General features: G+C 68.8%; 24 protein-coding genes and 2 pseudogenes. 14 read left to right on the top strand and 12 right to left on the bottom strand.

Translation table 11 applies throughout. The features are described 5' to 3' along the window. Window positions 1-944: 944 nt before the first annotated feature. The 8 genes and pseudogenes from ACSMXV_RS01405 to ACSMXV_RS01370 form a co-directional block, all read right to left on the bottom strand. Window positions 945-2453 (bottom strand): CAP domain-containing protein, encoded by a 1509-nt coding sequence (locus ACSMXV_RS01405; protein WP_473175863.1) that lies wholly within the window; start codon window positions 2451-2453, stop codon window positions 945-947. 40 nt (window positions 2454-2493) lie between these two features. After that, a complete protein-coding gene (locus ACSMXV_RS01400; protein WP_473175862.1) occupies window positions 2494-2784 on the bottom strand; it encodes a DUF1232 domain-containing protein in 291 nt (96 codons plus the stop codon). Then, window positions 2748-3431: a hypothetical protein gene (locus tag ACSMXV_RS01395; protein WP_473175861.1), complete on the bottom strand. Its 684-nt coding sequence runs from the start codon at window positions 3429-3431 to the stop codon at window positions 2748-2750. The genes ACSMXV_RS01400 and ACSMXV_RS01395 overlap by 37 nt, the downstream gene beginning before the upstream one ends. Window positions 3432-3486: 55 nt before the next feature. Further along, entirely contained in the window at window positions 3487-3864 is a 378-nt protein-coding gene (locus ACSMXV_RS01390) for a toxin Doc (RefSeq protein WP_473175860.1), read from the bottom strand. Between the two features lie 3 nt (window positions 3865-3867). Continuing rightward, complete coding sequence (locus tag ACSMXV_RS01385; protein ID WP_473175859.1) at window positions 3868-4119, bottom strand: hypothetical protein; 252 nt, start codon at window positions 4117-4119, stop codon at window positions 3868-3870. A 384-nt stretch (window positions 4120-4503) separates the two neighbouring features. Beyond that, a complete protein-coding gene (locus ACSMXV_RS01380) occupies window positions 4504-5553 on the bottom strand; it encodes an endonuclease/exonuclease/phosphatase family protein (protein WP_473175858.1) in 1050 nt (349 codons plus the stop codon). 320 nt (window positions 5554-5873) lie between these two features. Continuing rightward, window positions 5874-6234 (bottom strand): annotated as a pseudogene (locus ACSMXV_RS01375) (transposase); the annotation flags it as partial. A gap of 250 nt (window positions 6235-6484) precedes the next feature. Beyond that, window positions 6485-6985 carry a MarR family winged helix-turn-helix transcriptional regulator gene (locus ACSMXV_RS01370; protein WP_473175857.1) on the bottom strand — a complete coding sequence of 167 codons (501 nt, stop codon included), beginning with the start codon at window positions 6983-6985 and terminating at the stop codon, window positions 6485-6487. Between the two features lie 131 nt (window positions 6986-7116). Here ACSMXV_RS01370 and ACSMXV_RS01365 point away from each other — a divergent pair, with 131 nt between their 5' ends. Beyond that, entirely contained in the window at window positions 7117-7632 is a 516-nt protein-coding gene (locus ACSMXV_RS01365) for a YceI family protein (RefSeq protein WP_473175856.1), read from the top strand. A gap of 430 nt (window positions 7633-8062) precedes the next feature. Here ACSMXV_RS01365 and ACSMXV_RS01360 read toward each other — a convergent pair whose 3' ends face one another. Continuing rightward, complete coding sequence (locus ACSMXV_RS01360; RefSeq protein ID WP_473175855.1) at window positions 8063-8359, bottom strand: hypothetical protein; 297 nt, start codon at window positions 8357-8359, stop codon at window positions 8063-8065. A 210-nt stretch (window positions 8360-8569) separates the two neighbouring features. On the opposite strand from ACSMXV_RS01360, the gene ACSMXV_RS01355 reads away from it, so the two are divergent. After that, a complete protein-coding gene (locus tag ACSMXV_RS01355; protein WP_473175854.1) occupies window positions 8570-8992 on the top strand; it encodes a hypothetical protein in 423 nt (140 codons plus the stop codon). 422 nt (window positions 8993-9414) lie between these two features. Then, window positions 9415-9615, top strand: a pseudogene (locus ACSMXV_RS01350) (ISKra4 family transposase); the annotation flags it as partial. Window positions 9616-9830: 215 nt separating this feature from the next. Here ACSMXV_RS01350 and ACSMXV_RS01345 read toward each other — a convergent pair. After that, entirely contained in the window at window positions 9831-10244 is a 414-nt protein-coding gene (locus ACSMXV_RS01345; RefSeq protein ID WP_473175853.1) for a hypothetical protein, read from the bottom strand. A gap of 197 nt (window positions 10245-10441) precedes the next feature. Continuing rightward, on the bottom strand, window positions 10442-11320 hold the full coding sequence (locus ACSMXV_RS01340; RefSeq protein WP_473175852.1) for a helix-turn-helix transcriptional regulator: 879 nt from the start codon (window positions 11318-11320) through the stop codon (window positions 10442-10444). 147 nt (window positions 11321-11467) lie between these two features. Here ACSMXV_RS01340 and ACSMXV_RS01335 point away from each other — a divergent pair, with 147 nt between their 5' ends. Together ACSMXV_RS01335 and ACSMXV_RS01330 are read left to right on the top strand one after the other, a co-directional pair. Then, entirely contained in the window at window positions 11468-12382 is a 915-nt protein-coding gene (locus ACSMXV_RS01335; protein ID WP_473175851.1) for an SDR family NAD(P)-dependent oxidoreductase, read from the top strand. A 251-nt stretch (window positions 12383-12633) separates the two neighbouring features. Beyond that, window positions 12634-12933, top strand: a complete 300-nt coding sequence (locus ACSMXV_RS01330; RefSeq protein ID WP_473175850.1) for a transposase family protein — start codon at window positions 12634-12636, stop codon at window positions 12931-12933. Here ACSMXV_RS01330 and ACSMXV_RS01325 read toward each other — a convergent pair. Further along, entirely contained in the window at window positions 12821-13096 is a 276-nt protein-coding gene (locus tag ACSMXV_RS01325; protein WP_473179252.1) for a hypothetical protein, read from the bottom strand. The two genes, ACSMXV_RS01330 and ACSMXV_RS01325, sit on opposite strands and share 113 nt — an antisense overlap. Before the next feature lie 371 nt (window positions 13097-13467). Here ACSMXV_RS01325 and ACSMXV_RS01320 point away from each other — a divergent pair, with 371 nt between their 5' ends. The 9 genes from ACSMXV_RS01320 (at window position 13468) to ACSMXV_RS01280 (ending at window position 21322) form a co-directional block, all read left to right on the top strand. Beyond that, the gene (locus ACSMXV_RS01320) at window positions 13468-13869 is read left to right on the top strand and encodes a DUF2267 domain-containing protein (RefSeq protein WP_473175849.1); all 402 of its coding nucleotides are present in this window, start codon (window positions 13468-13470) and stop codon (window positions 13867-13869) included. 97 nt (window positions 13870-13966) lie between these two features. Next, entirely contained in the window at window positions 13967-14176 is a 210-nt protein-coding gene (locus tag ACSMXV_RS01315) for a proprotein convertase P-domain-containing protein (protein WP_473175848.1), read from the top strand. A 368-nt stretch (window positions 14177-14544) separates the two neighbouring features. Beyond that, window positions 14545-14964: a hypothetical protein gene (locus ACSMXV_RS01310; protein ID WP_473175847.1), complete on the top strand. Its 420-nt coding sequence runs from the start codon at window positions 14545-14547 to the stop codon at window positions 14962-14964. A gap of 166 nt (window positions 14965-15130) precedes the next feature. Continuing rightward, a complete protein-coding gene (locus ACSMXV_RS01305) occupies window positions 15131-15961 on the top strand; it encodes an ABC transporter ATP-binding protein (RefSeq protein WP_473175846.1) in 831 nt (276 codons plus the stop codon). A 14-nt stretch (window positions 15962-15975) separates the two neighbouring features. Next, window positions 15976-16830 carry an ABC transporter permease gene (locus tag ACSMXV_RS01300; protein ID WP_473175845.1) on the top strand — a complete coding sequence of 285 codons (855 nt, stop codon included), beginning with the start codon at window positions 15976-15978 and terminating at the stop codon, window positions 16828-16830. 126 nt (window positions 16831-16956) lie between these two features. Next, a complete protein-coding gene (locus ACSMXV_RS01295; protein WP_473175844.1) occupies window positions 16957-18081 on the top strand; it encodes an ABC transporter substrate-binding protein in 1125 nt (374 codons plus the stop codon). A gap of 189 nt (window positions 18082-18270) precedes the next feature. Beyond that, on the top strand, window positions 18271-19332 hold the full coding sequence (locus tag ACSMXV_RS01290; RefSeq protein WP_473175843.1) for an LLM class flavin-dependent oxidoreductase: 1062 nt from the start codon (window positions 18271-18273) through the stop codon (window positions 19330-19332). Beyond that, complete coding sequence (locus ACSMXV_RS01285; protein ID WP_473175842.1) at window positions 19332-19991, top strand: cysteine hydrolase family protein; 660 nt, start codon at window positions 19332-19334, stop codon at window positions 19989-19991. Before ACSMXV_RS01290 ends, ACSMXV_RS01285 begins: the two co-directional genes overlap by 1 nt. A gap of 5 nt (window positions 19992-19996) precedes the next feature. Further along, the gene (locus tag ACSMXV_RS01280) at window positions 19997-21322 is read left to right on the top strand and encodes an NtaA/DmoA family FMN-dependent monooxygenase (RefSeq protein ID WP_473179205.1); all 1326 of its coding nucleotides are present in this window, start codon (window positions 19997-19999) and stop codon (window positions 21320-21322) included. Window position 21323: the final 1 nt, after the last annotated feature.

Here is a 21323-nt window from a genome sequence, read left to right as displayed (position 1 = left end):
ACCACGGTCAAGGACATGCTCGCCACCTGCGGGCACCGAAACCTGTCACCTGATCATGACGGTCCACCTGCCGCCCGGCCCCGAAGGCACGATCACCTGTGACCCCACTGTGGTCAAACGCAACCCGGCATTCGTTGTAGGCCTGGACGGCGAGATCGACGGCGTCATGGCGATCCGTGTCGAGGACGCCCGCATCACCGGCCTCGGCTACGTCCGCAACCCCGAGAAGCTCACCCGCGTCGAATCCGAGACCGCTCACCCTGCGGTCAATACCGGTGGCGGAACAGCCACGGCTGACCAGGCAACGCGTCTGGCTCTCCCCCTCACTACGGGGACGAACTCCGGATCGGCGCGGCGGATCTTGCCAAGGCGCACGCTCAGGAAACGGGTTACACGGCGGGTGCCCACTCGATGGGCTCCGCTGGTGAGTACGAGTAGGGCTCACCATCGGCGGAGAAGACCAAGCTGTTGGCGATCGCGCCGACGGGGCAGTCGAGTTCCTCCAGGGCGCACCCCGCCGTAGGCCGGGAGGCCGGCGGCCAGGGGAGGATCCGGTTCTGGATCGTGGAGGCGGGCGGCGACGGCGGACTGGCGCAGTGCCGGACCCAGCGAATCACCCTCACCCTTCAACCGAAGGTCATCACGCCGCAGGGTACGGCGAGTGAGTTCCGTCCTGATCGCGGGTGGCGGGGCCGACGGGGAGCGCTGAGCAGACACGGAAGGCCGCCGCAGCGGAGTGGATATCGGGCGTGTCGCCGAGGTCATCGTCCGGCTGCCCGACGGCATCGGCCGCTGCGGCTCGGGCTACCTGGCAGCCGCCGGTCTCGAATCGGCGAACCGTGGATCCCGGTGCAGCGGCCCGGATCCGACGGAGCACTACTGGCAGAGGGCCACCGACTCACCTCCGCCCCAGGATGTCGTGGAGACGGCTCGAGAACAGGTACTCAACCGCCGAATAGTTGCGTCCAGTACGTGCCCGCCGCACCGCCACCGGCGAAGCCGACGCCAATGTGGGTGAAGCTCGGCTTGAGGATGTTGGCGCGGTGGCCGGGGCTGTTCATCCAGCCGTCGACGACCTCGGCGGGGGAGCGCTGCCCGCAGGCGATGTTCTCGCCGATGGACCGCCGGGTGCAGCCCGCGGCGGCGGCCCGGTCCCAGGGTTCGCTTCCGTCGGGGGAGGTGTGGGAGTAGAACGCGCGCGCCACCATGTCGGCGCTGTGGCCCTGGGCGGCCGCGGTGAGGTGCGGGTCACCGGACAGCGGTGTCAGCCCGGCCCTGGCCCGCTCGGTGTTGGTGAGGGCGACGACGTCGGCGGCCGTCTGTGCCAGCCCGGCCGGAGTGAAGGGCCGGGCCCACAACGCCGTCCAGAACATGTCCCCGGAGCGCCGGTCGGCGGCGTACGCCAACCCGGCCTCAGTGAACGCCGGTTCGCACAGAGTGCTCCGTGACCGTTCGGCCGAGAGGCAGTACTCCACGAATTCGGCCGGCGTCCGCGGCCCGGAGACCAGGTGCTCACCCACCGCCAGGTACGCGTATCCACTCCCGGTGATCCGCTGATGGACCGAGACTCCGTCCGGCCCTGTGGAGGCCAGCTGGCCCCGCGCGGCCATCCCGGCGGCATGGTCCCGAGCCGCCGCCGTGAGCCGCGCGTCGAGGACCACCGGAGGTGAACCACTCCTGGCACGCGCCGAGTTCACCAGGCTCAGGTAGTCGTCCGGATCGGGCGCGCCCCCCGACACCGGGGAACCGCTGGAGCCGGACGCCGGCACGCGTGGACCATTGCCCCTGGAAAACGCGCCGGACAGGCGGAGACCGCGGGGGCCGGGAGGGCGGAAGCCGCGCGAGCCGGGTGCGGTGCTCGGCATTCGGGAGCCGTCCCTCCCGGGCGGCGCGACCGGACGCGGTGACCCGCCCACGACAGCCCCGCCCACGCCAGCCCCGCCCGCGCCAGCCCCGCCCAGCGACGGCACGGCATCCTCCACGACGTCGACCCCGAAGTCCCGCGCGACACCGGCCAGTCCCTCGGCGTACCCCTGCCCCAGTGCCTTGAGCTTCCATGCCGGACCGCGGCGGTAGACCTCCGCGAGCAGGAACACGGTTTCGCGCTGCGGGCGGGGCGGGGTGAACCGGGCGACCACGAGCCCGCCCGGCCCGCTGACGTGCAGCGTGGGTGCGGGCAGGTGCCCGAGGGGCATACCGGGCTCGGTGGGGCTGATGACCACGGTGACGCGGCTCGCCCCGGCCCGCAGCGCGGTCGGATCGACGACGAGCTCCTCGCCGAGCAGCCGGGCCCCGGGCGCGGCCGGCTGGTTGTAGAACACGAAGTCGCCGTCCCCGCGCACCTTCCCGCTGTCGTCGGTGATGATCGCGGACATGTCGAAGGGCCCCGGCACCCGGATGGTCAGGGTGCCGCCCGGCAGGGGCAGATTGCCCCCGGGAACCAGCTCGCTCATCGCTGCCGCCTGTCGAAGTGACCGTCAGTCGGACAACGTCTCACCTGCTCAAAGGAGTTCCCGCGTCCTCGCTGTGCGGGGCCCGCATCGACTTCAGGGCCAGCAGCAGGACCCCGATGTCGTCCATGTAGACGGGATCGGGCAACAGGTCGGCCGGCAGGACGAGATACAGCACGGCGCCCCAGAACACCCAACGCGGGCCGGTCGGGAGCCCGGCGCGTCGTAGCTCACGGCGCGTACGGACAAGCCGCAGCAACAGCACGACCGCCACGCCGAGTACGACGGCCGCGAGCATCACGGCGGCGACGACCACCCACGTCCAGGTATCCATGAACCCTGCCCATCGCTCTCGCCGACCGCGCGACCTTCGCTTCCTGTTCCTCTTCCCGCCCTGGCCGACGGTATCGCGGCGCATCCGATGAGACGCACGACGCGGGCGTAGCCGCCGGAGCCTGGCAGCACCTGTTCCTGCCAGGCCAGGCGAGCGTCGATGGCCTCCCGCATCTCCTGCTCGCCCGGGGTGGTGCGCAGCGTCTCCCGGAAATAGCAGGTCAGCCAGTGCGCGGTGAGTTCCATGCCCATGATGTTGTTGAAGACCAGCCGGAAGCCGACGAACCCCAGCCGGTACGCCAGTCGCAGCCCCTTGTCGGTATACGCCTCGACAGCACTGACCTTGGGGGCGATCTGGCCGCGGCGGACGGCCCGCGCGTAGCCGCGTGGCATCACTCCCGCGTGGGCCAGGTGGAAGGGGAGCGCGTGAGCGGGCCGCAGCTGCCTCGGCAGCCGGTACAGCCCGGTGGAAATCAGCATGTCGCGGGTGATGAGCCACCACAGAGCCCGCTTGACCCGCTCGTCGATGCGGTCGATCGGACGGATGCAGGCAGGATCGTGGTAGCGGGGCAGGAGCGCCTCACCGAGCCGGGTGAACAGGATCCACTTGTAGCCGACCAGCCCGAGCAGCAGCCGCTCGGGGACCACCCTGGGTCGCGCGCCTCGCCCCGGCGCAGTCCCACGGCTGGCAGATCTTAGGTTTTCAGACGCGCCAGGAGCGGATCCGGTCGGCCGCACCGAACACATGGTCTTTGCCGGTGAGCAGGTCCTTAGCGAGGTCGACGACTTCGCCGTACGGCGCGTCGAGTCCCTCGCCGCTGGCGTGCATGTAGGCGATGGTGATCGCGCACGCGTATCGGACGTTGTAGGCGGGCAGCGGCTTGAGCAGGAGCAGCGTCTGCAGGAGCGCGGCGGCGCGCCAGGAGGCGTCGGAGTCGATTCCGAGCCGGGGTGGGTCCACACGGTGTCGCGCGACGGCCGCCATGAGGGCGGAGAAGTCATTCACCTGCGGCTGGTCAGGGAGCGCCGCTTCGTGCTGCTGCAGCAGCCAGCGCACGTCGACGTGTACGACGCGAGGCATGGATCAGGCAGCCCTGCCCGCTGCACGAGACTGGGGGCCGTCTTCGATGCCCGCGTCCGCGATCGCGCTAGCGAGCTCCGGGTCGGCGAAGACGCGCTGGAACTCGGCGGCCCCTGCCTTCAGGGCGCGGTGATGAGCGATTTTTTCGGCCGTGGAGGCTTTCACGAATGCCTTCATCGGCATCCCAAGCTCACGGGCGATCTCACGGAGTTCCTGGAGCTCTCCATCGTCGTAATCCACGTTGAGTGCTGGCATGCCACCAGGCTACCGCCCCGGTACCTCAGGCTCAATCATCGCAGCTCAGCAGCGTTGAGAATCGGTACCGGAGCCGTTTGAGCCCCCGGTGGCATCCGCGCATTCCCAGCGAGCGGATGTTGCACCGGATAGCCGGAGGACGCCCCGGCCTTCAGGCCGCGGACGAATCCGATTCCTCCTAGTGGGGCACGCCAGGAGCACATGGGTGCCATCGATGATGACGACTTTCCTCACGTCCTGGCGGATGTGTGCGCCGCAGTCCCCGAGGCAGACCTCCCCGCCGTTCTTGCGGCCGCCGTCGGGCGGAAGCCCGACGGCACCACCATGGACCATCTACAAGCGCTGCGGCCCACAGATGACCAGGGAGAGCCGGGGAACGCCTCTTCAGGCCAGTGTGATGCGGGCGGTGACGGGTAGGTGGTCGCTGCCGGTGGCGGGCAGGGTGCCGATGTGGCCGATGGTTGCCGAGCGGGCCATGACCTGGTCGATCCGGGCCAGTGGGAAGGCGGCGGGAAAGCTGAAGGCGAAGCCCCGTTCCGCCACATTCATCCGTGAGGTCAGCGGGGCCAGCCCACGGTCGTCCACCGTGCCGTTGAGATCGCCCAGCACGATCACCGTCTTCAGCTTTTCGGCGGCGATGGTCTTGCCCAGCAGCCGGGCGCTCTCGTCGCGCCAGGAGGATGCGAGGCCGCTGGCCCGGATGCGGACGGAGGGCAGGTGAGCGACGTACGCTGCGATTTCGCCGTGCGGCGTGTGGACCACGGTCCGCAGTCCGCGGTTCCAGGCCCCCGCGATCCCCTGGGGTTTGATGTCCACCAGCCGGGCATCGGTGAGCGGATGCTTCGACCACAGTCCGACGGTGCCCTGGACTGTGTGGTGCGGGTAGTGCGGGTGGAGAGTCTTTTCGTAGACGGGCAGCGCCGGGGGTACCAGCTCCTGAAGCGCGATGAGATCGGGCTCGGCGTCAGCGAGGGCGCGGGCCGTGCCCGCCGGGTCGGTGTTGTCGTCGCTGACGTTGTGCTGCACCACGACCAAGTCGTGCGCGCTGGTCTTCGCCGCGGGCAGCAGCAGCCCACCGAAGAGGTACGTCCAGGCCGCAACCGGCAGGAGCAAGGCCACCAGCGCGGTGGCCGAACGGCGCAGCAGCGCCAGGCCGAGCAGCACCAGGACCACCAAGCCGAGCCAGGGCAGGAACGCTTCCAGCAAACTGCCCAGGCGGCCCACGGAGTTCGGCACGGCCCGGTGGAACGCCAGCAGCCCCGCTGTCAGCACCGCCAGCGCGGCGAGTACCCGCCCCCGCGTCCAGTCCGACCGGCTCCTGGCGTCCCCCTTCGTGTCGTCGCCTGGAGCGCACCGCCCCGCCCGGCGCCGAGCTCGTCGGAGCGCTGCTGCCTTCACCGTCGATGTCGCACCGTTGCCCGCCCGCTCCACCATTGCTTCCCATCCGTTTGACCTCGCTGCCAAGACGGGCCACCTGACGCGATTATGTGCCTCAACCGCACCGGATTCCCCTGGAAATTCCCCCCACACGACTTCCCGAACCACGGCACGGTCTGGCCGGGCGGCTCCGCGCCTGCGTGGAGCACTTGATCGCCAGCCAGGCAGGCATGGCTGCCAAGGTGAGCGCCCTCACCCGCCAACTGGCCGCCGGGACCCGCCCCGTCCTCGACTGCCTGTCTCGTGAAGGCAGTTGTTCATGGGTGTCCTACGACAAGGAACTTGGACCGGTTGCCATCGATTCCTCATGCCGTTTGTCAAGCCGCGAGAGCGGTAGGCGGCGTGAGCTCGTAGCGCCGTCCGGTCGTGAAGTAGGGCCCAGAGGACGTTGACGCGGCGACGAGCCAGGGCGAGGACGGCCTGCGTGTGACGCTTGCCTTCGGCGCGCTTGCGGACGCAAAACCGGCGGGACTCCTCGCAGTGGCGGATGCTGAACAACGCGGAGATGTAGAAGACCCGTTGGAGTCTGCGGTTGTATCGCTGAGAACGTCGCAGGTTTCCGCTGATCTTGCCGGAGTCCCGTGGAGCCGGAGCGACGCCGCCGAGGTCGGCAAGCCGGTCGGGAGTGCCGAAGACGGTCATCTCGCCGCCGGTGGCAGCCAGGAACTCGGCGCCCAGGCGGAGCGATCATTCGCACTCCCTAATGGGCAGCCGAGTCGTCGTGGGGCGTCGGGCGGCCACTCGATGGGGGCCTCAAACGGCAGAAGTTGGAATGCCATACCCCACGCCCCTGGTGGATGAACCATACGAAGGGCTCACCACGCCCCGCAGAGCAACGTAGGGAAGTTGGACCGGCCGTGATGGGCGGGTCAGGTCCGGAGAGTCTTGATGAAGAGGGTCGGGCTCCAAACCTGGGCCCGTAGGGGACCTACATGCTGTCCTCGGCGTCCGCCGACTTCAGCAGCAGGCTGTGCATCATCGCGCAATCGTGCTGGCCCTCCAGGCCCTCGATGGCTCGGGTGACGGCTTCGGCCAGCGTGTCGGAGGCTTCTCGAAGAATCTGCCGTGCCTTGTCGGTGAGTGTCACCTGGATGCCGCGCCGGTCGCCGCACGCGGTGCTGCGGGTGATCAGTCCGGCGTGCTGGAGGCAGGCGACCTGATAGGTGAGCCGGGTCTTGGGGCGGCCCAGGCGCTCGGCGATCTGCGTCATGCGCAGGCCGGTGACGGGCCCGTCGGCCAGGAGGCACAGCACCAGGAACTCGTCGTGGGAGACGCCGAGTGTCTCCTTCACCCGGACGCGCAGCTGCTGCTCGATCGCGCCGGCCGCGGCCAGCAGTCCCATCCAGGCGCGCAGTTCGGGTGGCAGCAGGCCGGACTCGCGTGTTGCGTCACGTCCGGGCGGGTCGGCGGGGGAGGAGGAGTCGGCCATGGTGTCCCAGTCTACCTGTTGTCCAAATTTGGAGTATCAGCTAGCCTGCGGTAATCCAAATTTGGACTACTAGGGTGCGGCGCACTCCCGCCTCCACACCACTCTCCCACCCATCCCCTCAGGAGGGCTTCATGTCTGTGGCAGTCGAAACCGGCATCTGGCAACTCGACCCCGCCCGTTCCACCGTCGGCATCCGGCACAAGACGATGTGGGGCATGGTCACCGTGAAGGGCACCTTCACCGGTCTCACGGGCGGGGGTGAGGTCGGCCCCGACGGTTCCGCCAGCGGTTCGATCACCCTGGACGCCGCCTCCCTGGACACCAAGAACGCCAAGCGCGACACGCACCTGCGGTCCGCCGACTTCTTCGACGCCGACCGGCACCCCGAGATCACCTTCGCCGTACGCAGTGCCACTCCCGGGGACGACAAGACGGTCCAGGTCGCCGGTCAGCTGACCGTGCGGGGCATCAGCCGTCCGCAGTCCTTCACCGCGCACCTCACCGAGGCGAGCGCCGGCGCGGTCACGCTTACGGTGGAGTTCACCGTGGATCGGGAGCAGTTCGGCATGGGCTGGAACCAGATGGGCATGATGCGCGGCCACACCACCGTCACCGCATCCCTCCGCTTCGTCCGCGCGACGTCCTGAGAGGGGGCCCGCCAGGCCTGGGCGCTGCTGTCGGCGTATCAAGTCGGCTGCCGGGACGGCGTGCTACGTCGGCGTGCCGAGGATGCGTAAGGACGCGGCCGCCCGTCGGGCAGAGGTGCGATTCGCCCCGGTGACGGTGGCGCTCTGACTGCACTCCACGTCTGCCGAGTCCCGGAGGTCCGGCCTCGAACAGGGGGTCCCCGGCAGGGCGGCCCGCCCGCGATCGGCATAGACCGCCCCGCCCGGATCGGCGGAGACCGTCCTGCCCGCGTCCCCCGTTCGAGGCCAGGTGTGGCTCCGAACTGACCTCGGTCATGGAGGCTTTGGGCCTTAGAACCCTCCCGGGTATGACCCGCCCATCACGGCCGGTCCAACTTCCCTACGTTCTCCTTCGGGACCGGGCGAGCCCTTCGTATGGTTGGCCCACTGATCAAGTGGTCAGGTCGCAGTCGTCCTGGCCGGGGGTGGGATAGAGGCGCTGGCGATAGTGCTCGCGGGTCGAGTCAAAGCGCCGGTAGGCGTCGCGGTCGCCGTTGGCGGTCACGGTGCGCAGATGGAGGACGGCTTCGGCGCCCTGAAGACCCCAGCGGGCTCCAGTGATGTCGAGGGGGGCGGCGATCAGGTGGCGGCAGGCGCCCTCGATCGCAGCGATGTCGATCGACGACCTGTTTTCGAAAGCGGTGGGGTAGTGAACCCGCCTGCGGCGTTCGTCGTACTTTCCTCGCACACGTTTCGAAGTCCAGGTTCCGACGAGTCTCACCGGGCAATTCCCCTCCAGGACCGCCCAGATGGAACCAGGGCAGGAGAGCCCTGAAGGCCGGGAAGATCCAGCTGCGCCGATGCAGGGAGGTGGGGGATGGGCCCGGATCCGTCTGCCCGTCAACGGGGGCCCAGGACGCCACTGTGCCCGCGCTGCGGGGGCGACTGGGCGCAGTCTGTGCCCCGCATCGTCGACGAGGGCCGGATACCGCGCGAACAGCGGCGAGAGGGCGGCCCCGCGTACTCCCCGCTCGCCGGGCGGCTCGCGCTGGCGCCAGAGCCTCCCGAGGTGCCGGGCATCATGATTGTGGCTGCCGGGACGCTGCCCTGGTTCGCCTTCTTCGCGCTCTTCGGACCTCTCATCTGGCTGGTGCTGGCTGGTGCCGATGTAGTCGTGCTTGTGCTGGTGGGCCTGCGGAGACGACAGATCCGTGCGCAGATCGATGCGGGCGCGGCCCGCGCGTATCACCTATGGAGAGACGCCTGGTACTGCTATCGCTGTGACGTGGTCTGGCGCCGCGAAAGCGGAGCGGACGTCATGTCGCCCGCCCGGTTCCAGCGGGAAGTCTGGGCTCGTGGCGGCTATAACGACCGGCTGTAGTTCCTGGCTCATCCATGATGGGTGCACTTCCTCTCCCGGGAAGGGCTGAGCTGGCGGAACGCTGATCGGGGGGTGGGCGGGGCGGTGTCTTTCTACCGTGGCGGCAGAGGGGCGTCGATGGGCTCATTGTTCGAAGAGTTGGAGTCCCGGGAGGTGGCGGCCCGCGCCCGGGTCGAGGAACTCGAGTCGGAAATCGCCGAGTTGACCGTACGGCTGGAGGCCTAGCGCGAAAAGCTGTCGCGGCTTGTGATCACGCGGGAGACCGTAGCTGAGCTGGTGGCGGAGGCTGGTGTGCGAGAGCCGGAGCAGACGAGGCGTCTCGTCGGGTTGCGGTCGAGGGCGGGGCGTCGCCGTTCGCCGGGGTGGAGACGCAGGTGGTGGGGGTGCTGACGGCGCCCAGGTGCCCGGGCTGGCGACGGAATGGGCTGCGCAACGTGTATCCCGCCGACGCGCTATAGTCCCTGCCCGCAGGCTGGCACTCCATGAGGCTGCGGCGCCTTGCGGTCACTGAGGCCGTGCGCCGCTCATACGACCAGGCGTTATCGGCCCTCGAGCGGCGCTGCGGAAAAGTGCTCGGCAAGCGGAAGCTCGAACAGCTCGTCCAGGCGGCCGCACCACCGGTGACGGTGCGGTCTGCCGTCATCACTCTCGCGAGCGGTTGTCCACCCTGCTCGCCGGGTTCGAAACCATCGACACCTGGGACCATCGCGACCCCACCATGAACGGGCATGAGTCAACAGGGATCCAATCCTCGCCCGGAAACCCACGCTGAACATGAGAGGCCGTCCGCATACCGTTCGACAGGTATGCGGACGGCCCTCAGTTGCCCACGCTTCGTCTACGCCTGGATCCACCGCCTCAGCGCCTCATTGGTGTCCTCCGGCGTGGTGTTGAAGCACAGCCGGATGCCGGGCGCCGCCTCGGTGAGGACGTTGACCAGCCGCTCGAAGAGCAGGGTGTTCTCCGGCAGCATCCGTACGCCACCGCCGATCATCGCCAAGCCGAACGCATGCTCCTGGAGCTGCTTCCGGACGGTCGCCTCGGCGCGGTCCGGAGAGGTGTCGATCAGGCACGGAACAGCATCGAACCCCGCTTCGCGCAGCGCCGCGTTGGCCGCGTCGATCCGGGCAGTGAGTACCGCCTCGTCGACACCGTCGGGCATCCGGCTGTAGTCGAGCGCACTCGGATGCAGCCCGATGGACAGCACCTTCGTGTCGCCCGGCAGCGGAGTCGAGGTCGTCGGTCGGCCCATGGGCTGTTCCCTCTCTGCTCCCGTCACGGTGATCTTCCCGGTGTATCACGGAAGTTGGGCACAGGGCAGGGCTGATGCGTTCTCAGGCTCCGAGATGAAGCAGGTCGAGCGTGTGCTCGGGCTGTGACCGATAGTAGTTGGCGGCAGCCTTGAGGTTCGCCCCGGTCGGCTTGGTGAAACAACCCAGCAGCCGCCGGTCAGGGGAGTGCGGTGGTGGTATGGCCACCGGTATGGCCACCTGTGACCCGAAGAAGGTCCAGTTTCCCCGCGTCGCTGCTTCCGGTCGCTGCCGTATAGGTGACCATGCGCAGGTCGGCGCCGGGGACGATGAGGACGTCGCAGTCGAGCAGGATGTCGCCGATCTCCGGATGCCGGATCGTCTTGCGGTCAGTCGTGTGCTGGGCGGCGGCCGTCTGCCTGACCCAGTGATGAGCGAAGGCGTCGGATGTTTCTCGCAGTTCCTGCACGAGACGATCGAGCTGGGTGTCCGCGGGATAGCGGGACACAGCGTCCTTGAGGTCGGCGACGATCGACGCCGCGAAGGCGTCTGGTCCACGCTCGGACCGGACGGGACGCATCGAGGCGTGTGCGGCGCCGTTGCCGAAGAGCGCACGGGCGAGGTTGCGTTCGGCGATCGGGAGGACGGCGGGATCACCGTGCAGTGCGCTCCATATGGTGTTCCACCACACCAGGGTCCAGTCGGCGGTGAACACCCCGATCGGGACGTCGCCCAGGCGCGCGGCGAGCCGTTGGATCCCCGCGGGCACATGGGTGCTGACCGTCCCGTCCTGCGGCGGCAGGAGCCCGGCGCTGCGGTACAGCTGGTCGCGTTCGGCGCGGGAGAGCTGAAGGGCCCGGGCGAGGGCGCCGACGACCTGGGCCGATGGGTTCTTCGCGCGTCCCTGTTCCAGGCGCAGGACGTAGTCGACGGAAAGCCCGGCCAGCTGCGCCAGCTCCTCGCGGCGCAGTCCCGGGGCACGACGGCCGTCCGTCACGGTGAAGCCGGCGTCGGTCGGGGAGAGGCGGTCGCGCCAGGCGCGCAGGAGCGCTGCGAAATCGGAGCGGGAGGAAGCCATGGGTTCATTCTCGCCACGCGGCGCCGTATCAGCCTGGGTACTGCCGGTCCTAGTGACGGGGACGGCACTGGTTGGCGGTGGCGCGAGCGGCGAGCGTGGAGATGTGCCCGAGACGGGCGCCATCGGCTGACCAGTGAAGGAGCTTGCATGAAGCACACCGTCGTGATGACGGGCGCGAGCCGCGGGATCGGCCGCGTCGCCGCGGAGCACATCCTGCACCGGTCGCCGGACGCGCACCTCCTCGTCGTCGCCCGCGGATCCTCCGGCGCACAGCTCGCTGAGGAACTCGCTACGGGCGGGCACACGGTCTCGCACGTCTCGGCGGACCTCGGCTCCCTGGACAGCGTCCGCTCGGCCGCCACCGAGATCCGCGACCGGCTCGATCGCGGTGAACTGCCGCCGCTGCGCGGCTTCGTGGGCAACGCGGGCATCCAGTACACGAACGCCCTCACCGAGGGACCCGACGGGCTCGAGTCCACCTTCACGGTCAACGTGCTCGCCAACCACCTGTTCGTCCGCCTGTTACAGGACCGCTTCGCCGCTCCCGCCCGGATCGTGATCACCGTCAGTGACACCCACTTCGGCGACTTCAAGCACAACATGGGCATGGTGCCCGGCCCGGCCTGGAGGTCCCCGGACGTCCTCGCCCACACCGGCGCCTTCCCCAACCCGGACACCACGGTCGCCGGGCGCACTGCGTACTCGACGAGCAAGCTGGCCGCCATCTACCTCGTGCACGAGTACGCGCGCCGCCTGCCAGCCGGAATCGACGCCGTCGCCTACAACCCGGGCTTCGTCCCCGGCACCGGCCTCGCCCGCAACGCCGACCCCGTCTCCCGCTTCGCGATGCGGCGCATCCTGCCGGTGATGGCACTTACCCCGTTCGCCACCAGCCGCAACGTCGCGGGCCGCTACCTCGCCGATGTCGTCCTCGGCACGACCCGGGCGCCGACAGGCTCCTACGTCGACCGCAGCCGTGTGGACCGCTCGTCGGAGGAGTCCTACGACCCATGGCGCGAAGGCGAACTCTGGGATGCCGCCGAACGGTTCACCGCGGCGTGATCAGCCAGGACGGATGCTCTCTCAGGTGACGTGGTGAGCGGTTCTCCCCGATGGATCGAGCAGTGACTGAACGGCCTGACTGGCAGCAGTGAACGCGACCCCTGATGATCAAGGTTGTCGAAGTCTTTGATCATGAACAGGGGTCGCGTTCGCGTGTCATGATCCGTGATCGGTGTCCGGCGGTGCCACTGTGCAGACATCGACTCCACCTGCCCGGTGAGCTGCCGTAGCTCACTTGCCTGGCGGACGGGATGGGCCGGATACCCGATCCCCGCCGCGTCCGAGGCTGCCGCTACCGCCTGGGCTCTCTGCTCGCGCTGTGCCTGATCGCCGTCCTCGGTGGAGCCACGTCCCTGGCCGTCATCGCCCGCTTCGCCGCTGATACCGACTGCGACCTGCGTGGACGGCTCGGGTTGACTGCCGGCACACCGAACGCCTTCACGCTGGGTCGGTCGGCTCCTGGCCTGCTTGGACGGCGACGCCTTGGACGACGCGGTGGGCGCCCGGCTCGCCCGGTACACCGCCGACCCGGTCGACGAACCGGGCGATAGGCTGGTCGGCCTGGCTATCGACGGCAAGACCGTGTGCGGCTTCCGCACCGACACCGGCGCCGCTGCAGCTGGCGAAGGCCTTCATCGGCATCCCCCGCGCGCGGGCGATCTCGCGGATCTCCTCGAGCTCCCCGTCGGAGAATTCCACATTCAATGCTCCCATGCCGACAGGCCAGCGGCGCGGTACCCAGCTCACAATAATCACAGGTAGAAGCACATGACTGCCGGTACCGGCGAGTTCGTGCCGATGAACCCGGCGCATTTCCACGCTGCCGTCGGTGGGGCGGTGGGGTCCACGTTGATCAGGTCCTCTTGGGTAACCAGCAGATCGGGCCCGCACGTGAGGCCTGCGTCCTGTGGCCGCGTATCTCGGTAACCGATCAAGCTAAACCTGCACGATCACTTCAGCAGCGGGGACTCGGCACACAAGCAGATCAGCGGTGGCTGACCATCGTGTCGGCGCGGTCGGCGCGGTCGGCGCGCGGCGCAGACCCTGCCGCACGGGGTTCACCAGCTTCGAACGCGGAGGAACTCATGCGCATGCTGTGGGACGCGTTCCTGGCAGCGGTCCAGGAGCGAGGTGAATACCGCACACGGGAAGAGGCCGAGCGGGCCACCCGCGTCGTGCTGGCACTCCTGGGTGCACACCTGGTGGGTGAGGCACGTGCCGAACTGGCGGACCGGCTTCCCGAAACGTGTGCGCTGGTGCTGCTCAACCCTCTCCAGGCGCATGAACCGCTCCCGCCCGAGCGGTTCATCCGGGCCACGGCGGCATGGATCGAAGGGGCCACCGAACGGACGGCCACCTGGGACGTCAGTGCGGTACTCAGCGTTGCGGCCGACGCCGCAGGCGAAGACCTGATGAGCAGGGTCCTCCTGCAGCTGCCTCCCGGCTACGACCTTCTCTTCGGCCGGCCACATCCCGCAGAGAGCTGAGCAGCGGCTGTCGAGCCCGTTGCCCTCACCCGCCTCTGGCATGGCAGAGGCGGGTGAACTGCGGCCCCTGCCTCCAGGGGCCGCTCGGTGTCCCCGCATGGTCATCTTCCTGGTCAGCGACGACGGCACCGTGCTGCTCGTGAAGGACTTCATCTGGGGCACCGGCACAGAACCGCACGACACCTACACCGTCGACGCCTCGGCACTCCCTGCCAACGGCACCTGGAAACTCCGCGTCACGGACAACACGCCCGACATCTTCACCGTCGACCCCGGCTACCTCGACAGCTGGAGCCTCACCTTCTGATCGCGCTGCTCCAAGCCCGCACCCACTAGAAGGAGGGCGTCCTGCTTGGCCGCGTCGATCGCCGCCCCGCCCGGCCGATGGTGACCTCGCCCAGTCAGGGGTCAGCCCGCGACCCGCCGCGGAAGTCCTTGACGGTCACCGTCTGCAGGGAGCCGTGCGAGAAGCCGCCCTTGCCGAAGTCGACCGCCGAGCTCGACCGTGTTCCCGGCCTGAGTCGGATTGAGCGCGGTGATGCGCACCCCGTGGGGGTATGCCGCCGGCCCGGCGGGGGAGAAATGCTCGCCGCGAAGGACAGCGTTGTGGGCCTCGCCAGTCGGCACCGACAACGTGAAACACGTAAGAAACGGGCGGTTCCTAGACTCCGGCACGTGCGCCTGACAGTACTTGAAGCCCCCAGCGAGTGGAGCCGGTTCGCCGAGGGTTCCATAGAACGCCGAATGCTGCTGGCCCTCGGCGACCGGCTCGGCACCCGGCTGCGTCCGAAGCCGCTCATGCTGCCCGACGGTAGTCGTGTCGAGGTGGAGGGGATCGACGCTGCGGGCCGGGTGCTTGTCCAGCTGGTCAGCAATCAGGGCGCCTACAAGCCCGCTTACCGCAACAAGGTCATGGCGGACATGTTCAAGTTGCTCTGGTTGCGCGACTCGGTGCCGACTGCCGAGCGCATGGTGCTCGTGGTCACTGAGCTGATCGTGCAGGCGCTCGGCGGCTGGGTGGGATGCGCGGCGGCGGACCTCGGGATCGAGGTGTACGTCTTCGACGGCAGCACGGTCGTAACACTGCAGCCCTGAACGTAAAGCCCGCGAAACAAACCGCGGCGATGGAGCGAAACACAAGGCTCCTACGCTCGGAGACACCTTAAGCGGAGTTCCGCGTCGCAGTTTCGCACTCGCTACGCACGCTCTCCCACTTCCAGGATCGGGCCTTCGTGCTCGCAACATGGATGGGAGCGTGAAGGTGACTGGTACGCCAGCACTTGAACTGCGGTCGGTGCACCGGGTCTACGGATTCGGGCCGTCCGCGACGAATGCCCTCGACAGCGTCCGTCTGACGGTGCCGCCGGGCCGCTTCGTCAGCCTCATCGGGCCCAGCGGCTGCGGCAAGTCGACACTGCTGCGCCTCGTGGCCGGTCTTGAGCAACCCGATCGCGGCGAGGTCCGGGTGCACGGCGTCCCGCCGGCGAAGGCGTGCGCCGCCAAGATGATCGGGCTCGTGCCGCAGAGCCCGGCCCTGCTGCCGTGGCTGTCCGTGCTGCGGAACGTCACGCTGCCGCAGAAGATCAACAAGGGTGCCGCCAGCCGCCGCGAAGGCATCGCCGGCTTCGCCGAGCGGGAGGTCGCGCCGTCCGGCCCCGACATGCGAGAGCTCCTCGTCAAGGCGGGTCTCGGCGAAGCCATGGACAAGCTCCCGGCGCAGCTGTCCGGCGGTATGCAGCAGCGTGCCGCGATCGTGCGCGCCTTCGGCCTGCGGCCCGACGTGCTGGTCATGGACGAACCGTTCTCGGCGCTCGACGAATTCACTCGCGAGAGCCTGCAGGACCAGCTGCTCGATCTGTGGGACGAACTGAAGACGACGGTCTTGTTCATCACCCACTCCGTGTCCGAGGCCGTCCGGCTCTCCGACACCGTGGTCGTCATGGCCCCGCGCCCCGGCCGCATCGTGGACGTCATCGACGTCGACCTGCCCCGGCCGCGCGGTGATCGCCTCTTTGGGGAGCGTCGCTTCCACGAGTACGAGGACCTGATCCGAGACCGACTGCGTCGTGCCTGGCGCGGCGAAGCCGCGTGAGTGGGGCGCGAGAGATGACCATAGCCGACGAACGCACCACCCTGGCGGCCGAGACGGAGCTGCCCTTCGAACCGTCGCGCTTCAGCCTCAAGCATCCGAAGTCCAGGGTCGCGTGGATCCGCCCGTCCGTGTGGATGCCCCTCGTTGTGATGCTGGCGTTCCTCGCCGCCCTGTGGCAGTGGGGAGCCGAAAAACTGCCTTACCTGCTGCCGCCGCTACCGAAGATCGGCAGCTCGCTCGCCACACAGTTCGGCTACTACATCGACAACGCCCTGGTCACCCTGGGCGAGGCGGCAGCCGGCCTGGCGATGGGGTTTGTCGCCGCTTTCGCCGTCGCGGTGCTGACGAGTGAGCTCCCGCTGCTGCGCCGGGCTGTCATGCCGGTGGCCGTCGTGCTCAACGTCACTCCGCTCGTGGCGATCGCACCTGCCTTGGTCGTGGCCTTCGGGTTCGGCCCGCTGCCCAAACTCATCATCGCCGGCCTGATCTGCTTCTTCCCGATCCTCATCAACACCGCGGCCGGTCTGCGGTCCGTGCCGCAGCAGGTGCTGCAGGTGTACCAGACGATGGATGCCGGCCGTATCGAGTTGCTGCGGCACGTGCGCATCCCCAATGCGCTGCCGTTCCTGTTCGCGGCGCTGCGTATTGTCTTCCCGCTGTCGATCGTTGGCGCTGTGGTGGCCGAGATGTCGGCGTCGGGGTCGACCCGCGGGCTCGGCACCGCGATCTATGTGGCCTCGTCCATGAACCAGCTGCCGGTCGTATACGCCTCGATTCTCGTCCTCGCGGTCATGGGCGTGCTGATGCTGCTCGCCGTGACGCTGGTCGAACGCCGCGTGCTCCACTGGCACGACAGCGCGCGCGACTGACTCGGCTTCCCCTCTCTCAGCTCCCTCAGCTCCCTCAGCCCGTGGCCCGCGATGGCGGGGCGCTCGGCGACCCATGCCCTGATCCGCACCGTTCCCCGGCGGCCATCGCCAGTTTGGAGTCACCCCATGTCACCCATGCAGTCCCGCCTCATCAGATCCGGCCTCGCCTCCCTCGCCGCTGTCGCGTTGACGGCCGGCGTCGCGGGATGCGGCGCGGACTCCGCCGCCGGCACCTCGACGGGCTCGGAAGGTTCCGCGATCTCCGCGAAGCGTTGCGCCGAGAACAAGGCTGCCGGCAGGATCACCTACCTGACGAACTACCAGTTCCAGTCGTCGGTGTCGATCCTCGAGTACGTCGCCGCCAGCAAGCTCGGCTACTTCAAGGACCTCTGCCTGGACGTCGCCCTCAAGCCCGGTACCGGCGACACTGCGCAGAACACCAAGCTGCTCGCCAGCGGACAGGCGACCGTGGGTTCGCTCTCCGAGCAGGACGTCATCCAGGCCCGGGCCAACGGGATCGACATCACGGGTATCTCCTCGTACTCGAACGCCGGCCTCGAGATCCTGATGACGAACAAGGACATCACCAACCTGACCCAGCTCGACGGCAAGGTCGTCGGTCACAAGGGCTACGTACCCGCCACCGTCAGGGCGATGATGGTCAAGGCCGGAGTCAAGTGGGACTCGCTCGAGCTGGTCAAGCAGGGCTACGACCCCTCGGTACTGCCGCGCAGGCAGGGCGGCCTCGAAGCGCTCACGGGGTTCATCTCGAACGAGCCCAACCAGCTCAAGGCGGCCGGCGACGACGTCACCGTGTGGAAGCCGATCGATTACGGCATCCCGAGCTCGCTCGGCGCGATGGCGGTGAACCCCGCGTTCGCCAAGGCGCACCCGCACGCCGTCGAGGACATCCTGCGCGCCGCACTGCACGCCTATGAGTACTGCAACTCCAGCGACAAGCACATCGCCGAGTGCGTCGGGTGGGCGGCCGAGCTGTCCGGACCGACGTACGCGAAGAAACTGAACGCGACCATCTGGAAGACCGAGACGCAGGTCGTCAAGGACAACCCGACGCCCGGACAGCCGTTGGGCGGCATCGACCTGGGGAACGTCGCGAAGCTCCTCGGCGTGCTGCACCAGTTCAAGATCGTGCCCGACAGCCTGACCGCCGCCCAGGCCAAGGGATGGTTCGACACTTCCTTCGTCAAGAACATCTACGCCGACGACAAGCTCGTCTGGCCCGCCCCGTAGCCGCATCGCGCCGGGCAGCCCCGCTAGGGCAGAGCACGCTCCCCCAAGTTCTCGACTTCGCTCGAACAGGGGGGACCCCCATGACGCCGCCCGGCCCGCCCTTCGGGCGGACGACGCCACTTCCGACACAGGCCCTAGCCGCCCCCGGCCTTCCCACGCGGCATCCGAAATCTCACTGAAAGGCCCAACGTGACCGCGAAAGAGTACGGAATCTTCCTCCCCATCGGTAACGGGGGATGGATGCTGTCCACGACCGCGCCCCACCCCGAGGCGACCTACGAGTGGAACAAGCGCGCGGCCCTGCACGCGGAGACCATCGGCCTCGACTTCATCATGTCGATGGCGAAGTGGCGCGGCTTCGGCGGCAGCACCGACCACTGGGGCCGCTCACTCGAATCGATGACGATGATGTCGGCGCTCGCCGAGGCGACCAGCCGGGTCAAGATCTGGGCGACCATGCACGCCAACGTCCACAACCCCGCTGTCGCGGCGAAGATGTTCGCCACCCTCCAGGACATCTCCGGCGGCCGCGCCGGCATGAACATCGTCAACGGCGCCTACGCGGGGGAGTTCGAGCAGTTCGGCGAGTGGGACCCGCAGCTCAGCCACGCGGAGCGCTACCGGATGACGGAGCTGTGGACGGAGGCGGTCACCCGGCTGTGGACCGAGGACTCCGTCACCATGCACACCCCGTACTTCGATCTCGTCGGCTGCGAGTCCCGCCCGCATCCGGCCACCCGCCCGACCATCATCAACGCGGGCAGGTCGGAGGGCGCCCGCCGCTTCCAGGCCAAGTACGCCGACGGTGCCTTCCTCGCAGCCGATTCCCTCGACGAGATGCGGATGCTCTCGGCAGACGTCCACGAGCGGGCGAAGGCGGGCGGCCGGGTCTGCAAGACCTACTCGATGCTCACCGTCGTCCAGGACGAGACCGACGAACTGGCCGCCAAGAAGGTCAAGCAGTGGGGCGCGGGCCTCGACCGCGAGGCGCTCACCACCATGCGCCGCACCTGGGGCGTACCCGAGGAACAGGCCCGCGCCTGGGCCGAGGGCGCGGGCGGTGAGGCTGCGTTCCAGGCCCCGTACGTCGCCGGATCGGCGCGGACGGTCACCGAGCACATCGAGTACATCGTGCGCGAGGCCGCCCTGGACGGACTCATGCTGATCTTCCCGGAGTACGACAAGGACATGCTGCTGTTCGGCGAGACGGTGCTGCCGGCCCTGCGCGCCCATGACGAGGTGGCGGCCTGATGTCCGACCTGCGTGACAGACAACTCGCCCACCTCACCCGGCCCGGCAGCAGAGCCGCGCTCGTCGTCGTCGACGTGCAGCGCGACTTCGCCGATCCGGACCGCCTGGAGGAATACGGCCTGACGGATGCCGCACTTTCGGCGCTTGACCAGGCCATCACCCGCATCGGCGACCTAGTCGACGCCGCGCGTGCGGCCGACGTGCCCGTCGTCTGGGTCGAGTTGGGCAGTGACCCCGCCCGTCCGTGGCGGGCGAGCAACTGGCTGCGGGGAGGTGACTACGACGCACGCATGAGCCCGGCCGAGCCGTGTGTCCTCGGTACGCCGGGCGCCGAGTGGTACCGGGTGCGGCCGGCCGAGGGCGAACTGCGCGTGGTCAAGCGCGGGTACAGCGGCTTCCTCGGTACCGATCTCGACGCGCGGCTGCACGCTGCCGGCTGCGACTGGCTCACCGTCGTGGGCCTGACGAGCGAGTGCTGCGTGGATGCGACCGCCCAGGACGCCGTGCAGCTGGACTGGCCCGTCGTCGTCCCCCGGGACGCCACGGCCGCCTACGACCTCGACGTGGGCGCCGCGGCACTCGTGCAGCTGGGACTCAACGTGGCCGTGCTCAGTGACACCGACGAGGTCGTCGAACTGTGGAAGAAGGGCGTGCGGTGAACGGCATGCACATCGGCTTCGACCTCTCCTTCTCCCACACCGAGGGTGCGTGGGCCCGGCAGGGCTCCTGGGTCGGGCTGGACTTCCCGGACGTACGCATGTTCATGGAAGTGGCGCGGACGGCCGAGCGCGCCGGCGTTGGCCTGCTGTTCTTCGGCGACGGCAGCGGCATACCCAGCACCTGGCGGGGGAGCATCGAACCGGCCGTGGAGTGGGGTATCCAATGGCCGCGCCACGACATGTCCCCGGTCATCGCGGCAATGTCCACCGTTACCGAGAAGATCGGCTTCGGGCTGACGTACTCCTCGACGTTCATGCACCCGTTCTACGTCGCCCGGTTGCTGAACTCGCTCGACCACGTGACGAGCGGGCGCATCGCCTTCAACGTGGTGGCGTCGACGCGCGGCGCGGACGCGGCGAACTACGGATTCGGCGAGCTGATGGACCACGACCTGCGCTACGAGCGGATGGAGGAGTTCGTCGCGGTCTGCCGCGCACTGTGGGACTCGGTGGCACCCGACGCCATCGTGCGCGAGCGGGACACGGGCCGGTTCGCCGACCCGGCGAAGGTGCGCCCGATCGATCACAAGGGGCGGTTCTTCAGCGTCAAGGGTCCTTTGGCCTCGGTGCCCAGTCCGCAGCACCACCCGCTCATCGTCCAGGCGGGCAACTCGCCCCGCGGCATCGCCGCATCCGCACGGTTCGCCGATCTCATCTTCGGCTTCGGCGGCAACCTCACGGCCCAGCAACGCCACCGCAAGCTGCTCGACGAGGCACTCCTCGCCGAGGGCCGCGACCCCGCCCGTATGGGCATCCTCTGGGCCACGCAGGTCATCGTCGGCCGCACGACGGCCGAGGCACGGGCACGCTGCGAGTCGGTGCTGGAGTTCTGGAACGAGGAGGCCGTCGCCACCTACCTGTCGCACAACGCCGGTTACGACTTCTCGACGCTGCCGCAGTCCTTCCGCCTGGCCGAGTTGCGCGACGAGATCGTCGCGGCCAACGCAAGCCCCGCGGGCCTCATCGGCTCGCTCATCGCGGAGTTCGGCGAGGAACACACCATGAGCCGCAGCGAGTTCTTCGAGCAGGGCCGCAGCAGGGCGACGGGCCTCGACCACAGCGTCGTCGGCGACCCCACCACCGTCGCCGACGTACTGGAGGAGAACTTCGCCGCGACCGGAGCACGCGGCGGCTACATGATCTCCTGCCCGCTGGCCATGCCCTCGGGCTTCGGCGAAATCAGCGAGCTGCTGCTGCCCGAGCTGCGCCGCCGCGGTGCGCTCGCACCGGCCTACTCCGGCGCCACGCTCCGCGAGAACCTGGCGGTGTGAG

The sequence above is a fragment of the Streptomyces sp. DSM 42067 genome, assembly GCF_055792885.1.
Note: the sequence above shows the minus strand (reverse complement) of the source record. Positions and strands in the feature narration are given on the sequence as shown.